Annotated in this window: 4 protein-coding genes; all 4 read right to left on the reverse strand. The window is 67.2% G+C overall.

Going from position 1 to position 3711, the window contains the following annotated elements:
• Positions 1 to 770, reverse strand: a 770-nt coding sequence (locus AC5RWT_RS35560; RefSeq protein WP_494084328.1) for an FGGY family carbohydrate kinase, incomplete at its 3' end; no start/stop codon positions are given.
• Positions 771 to 790: 20 nt separating this feature from the next.
• Entirely contained in the window at positions 791 to 2044 is a 1254-nt protein-coding gene (locus AC5RWT_RS35565; RefSeq protein ID WP_494084329.1) for a sugar ABC transporter permease, read from the reverse strand.
• Positions 2041 to 2988, reverse strand: a complete 948-nt coding sequence (locus tag AC5RWT_RS35570) for an ATP-binding cassette domain-containing protein (RefSeq protein ID WP_494084330.1) — start codon at positions 2986 to 2988, stop codon at positions 2041 to 2043. Before AC5RWT_RS35570 ends, AC5RWT_RS35565 begins: the two co-directional genes overlap by 4 nt.
• A gap of 63 nt (positions 2989 to 3051) precedes the next feature.
• Positions 3052 to 3711 (reverse strand): substrate-binding domain-containing protein (locus tag AC5RWT_RS35575; protein WP_494084331.1); only part of this gene is annotated, 660 nt, incomplete at its 5' end.

Genomic DNA, 3711 nt, shown 5'->3' on the forward strand with positions numbered 1-3711 from the left:
ATCAGCATCAGGTCGCCCGGCTGCCGCACGCCGGCGCTGAACGCCTCGGCCCAGGCGTCGACGGTGCCCGCGCAGACCGGCAGGCCTTCCGGCAGTCCCGTCGCCTCGGCTGCCTGTCCATGGATCCGGCCGCCTACTTCGGCCGGCCACGCCAGCCGGGGCTTCGGCAGGTGGCCGGCCACGGCGTCGTACCGCTCGGGATGCCACCGGTTGCCGCGGAGGTCGTAGAGCGGATCGCACTGGCTGGCGGTGTGGTGGTCCAACACCAGCTCGCCGGTCAGCTTCGCCAGGACGTAGGAGTTCAGGCTGTGCCAGTGGCGCGCACGGGCGAAAATCTCAGGTTCCCGGTTGCGCAGCCAGCGGAGCTTCGGTCCCACGGCCTGCGACGACAGGACCTTCCCCGCGTCGCGAAAGATTGCCTCGGCGCCAAACTCCTCGGTGAGTTCGCGGATTTCGACGACGGCGCGCGCGTCGATTCCGTACAGGATCGCCGGGCGCAGCGGGGTCAGGTTTTCGTCCGTGACAACCAGGGACGGACCCATCGCGCTGACGCACACGCCGGCGACAGCCCCGGCGTCGTTCCGGGAGAAAAGCTCCCGGCACAGCCGGACCACATCCGCCCATGCCCCGCCCTCGGCGTCGAACTCTGCCCAGCCCGGCCGCGGATAGGCGACCTCGTGGGCGGCCGTCGCGCTGTCCAGGACGGAGCCCTCGGCGTCCGCCAGCACCGCCTTGCTGCTGCCGGTGCCGATGTCGATGCCCAGGAACATGTCGCTCCAGCGGCCGGCCACTAGGCGCGGCCGTGCGAGGTGCGGGACTTGCGCGATACGGCGTCGAGGATCACGGCCAGCAGCAGCACCAGGCCGGTGATCATGTAGCGGAACGAGGACTCAAGGTTGAGCAGGGTGAGGCCGCTGGAGATGGATTGGATGACCAGGATACCCAGGAGAGCCGAGAACGCTGAGCCGCGGCCGCCGAACAGGCTGGTTCCGCCGATCACCGCGGCGGCGATGGCGTTCAGGTTCACGTCGCCGGTGCCGCTGCTTTGCGCCGAGGCTGCCAGCCTGCCTGCAGCCAGCAAGCCGCCGATGGCCGCGAAAGTCGAGCACAGGACGAAGATGGACACGTAGATGCGGTTGACGCTGATGCCGGCCCGCCGCGCCGCTTCCCGGTTGCCGCCGACGGCGTAAACGGAACGGCCCCACCGGGTCCGCGTGAAGGCATAGTGCATCACCAGCACCAGGGCGGCGAAGAAGACGAACATCCAGCCGACGCCGCGGGTCTGGTTCAGGTACCACACCGCAAAGAACAGGATTACGGCCAGCAGGACCGTCTGCATCACGACCAGCCGCATCGGCCGCCCGGACAGGCCCGCCTTGACCCGCTGGCGGGAGAGGGTGAGCTGGCTGAGGAAGAACCCGGCCACCCCGAGGACCGCCAACACGTACGACAGCCATCCCGGTACGAACGCCTGCTGGCCGAACCAGACCAGGAAGGAATCGAAGGGCAGGTTGATGGTGCCCTCGACGCCGAGCACGAACAGCTGCACGCCGAGGAAGCCGAGCAGGCCGGCCAGCGTGATCACGAAGGAGGGCACCCCGAACTTGGTGTACACCAGCGAATAGACCAGGCCGATCACGGCGCCGGCGACCATCGCCAGCAGGATCGCCAGCCCGATCGGCCAGTCCTGCTTGATAAAGGTGACGCCGACGATTGCCGCCGACAGGCCGCTGACGGAGCCCACGGACAGATCGATCTCACCGACCAGCAGGACGCATACGATGCCCAGCGCGATGACTCCGACGGCGGCGCTTTCCAGCAGCAGGTTGACCAGATTGGCACTGGAGAGGAAGAACGGATTGAGCAGCTGGAAAATCGTCCAGATGACCAGCAGCCCGACGACGATGGGCAGCACGCCGAGGTCGCCGCCGCGGACCCTGTTGATTCCGACCTTGACCGCGCCCTTGAAACCCTCGGTCCGGATGAGCCGTTCATCCTGCAGGTCGGTCGCCACCGGGATGGCCGGGGCTGGATTCGTTGTCATGGTACGGTCCCTTCTTCCGGTGCTGCCCCTGATCCCGGCTGTACAGTGCTTCCCGCCCCTTGGTCGGGCGGCAGCGAGCCTCCGCCTGGTCCGCCCAGTCCCGCCTGCCCGTCAGCCCCTTGTCCCGTTCCTGCCGAGCTTGCCGCTGCGGCGGCACCGGTCTGCGCGGCCCGCTGGGTCACCACGTTGTCGGTGGCGCCGGTGATGGCTGCGATCAGGTCGTCGGTGGAGACGTCCTTCATCTGGAACGTGCCGTTGTTCTTTCCCAGCCGCAGCACCGCGACCCGGTCGGAGACGGCTTTCACGTCCTGCATGCTGTGGCTGATCATGACCACCGCCAGGCCGTTTTCGCGCAGCCGCTCCACCAGGTTCAGCACCTCGGCCGTCTGCGCCACGCCGAGGGCGGCCGTGGGCTCGTCGAGGATGATAAGTTTGGGGCTGCCAAGCAGCGACCGGGCGATGGCCACGGTCTGCCGCTGGCCACCCGAGAGGGAAGCGACGGCAACGCGGACGGAGGGGATCTTCGCCGAGAGCTGGCGCAGCAGTTTCCAGGCCTGGACCTCCATTTCCACTTCGTTCAGCCGCCACGGTCCCAGCTCCCGGCCGAGGAAGAGGTTGTCGACAACGGTGAGGTTGTCGCAGAGGGCGAGGTCCTGGAACACCGTGGCGATGCCGAGCTGAATGGAATCCACCGGGGTGTGGATGGTCACGTCCCTGCCGTCGAAGTTCACGGTTCCCCCGTCCTGCGGATGCACGCCGGCGAGGATTTTGACCAGGGTCGACTTGCCGGCGCCGTTGTCCCCGACCAGGGCGACGACTTCTCCGGCATGGACGTCCAGATCGATGTCGGTCAGGGCGGCGACGGCACCGAAGTGTTTGCTCACGCCGCGCAAGGACAGTACCGGAGCGGCTGCCTCCGGCCGTTCTGCTGAAACAGTGGCCACTGCCTTCCCCTTCCCTCACGACGGCGGTACCGCGCGCTCGCGGTACCGCCGGCTTGTGCCGGGCTACTTGATGCCGAGCTCGTCGCAGCCCTTCTTGTATTCGCCGGTGCAGATTTCCGACGGCTTGTAGATGCCGCCGTCGAAAATCACTTTCTTGACGTTGTCCTTGGTGACCACGGTCGGCACGAACAGCGCGGACGGAGTGTTGAACAGGGTCGCATCGGGTTTCGGGGTCTCACCGTTCAGCAGCTGCACCGCCACCTCGGCCGACTTCTCCGCGACGATCTTGATCGGCTTGGAAATGGTGTTGTACTGTGCCCCGCTGATGATCCGCTGGATTGCCGCCACCTCCGCGTCGTTGCCGGTGACCGGCGGGAACGGGGAGACGCCCGCGGCCTTCAGGGCGGCGATGGCGCCGCCGGCCGTACCGTCGTTGGCGGCCACGATGCCGGTGATGTCCTTACCGAACTGGGTGATCTGGCCGGCGACCCAGTCCTGGGCCTTCGATGGCTGCCACTCCGGGGTGTCGTAGGACGCCAGCACCTTATGCTCGCTGGCGTCAACGGCTTCCTTGGCGCCTTCCTTGATCAGCTGCGCCGCGCGGTCAGTGGGGGAGCCGTTGACCATCAGCACGCCGCCGGTCTTCTCGCCGTCGGCGTCGAGCTTCTTGACCAGATCCGTGGCAATGAGATTGCCGATCTTCTTGTTGTCAAAGGAAACGTA

This window comes from Arthrobacter sp. Dra40, from assembly GCF_059091905.1.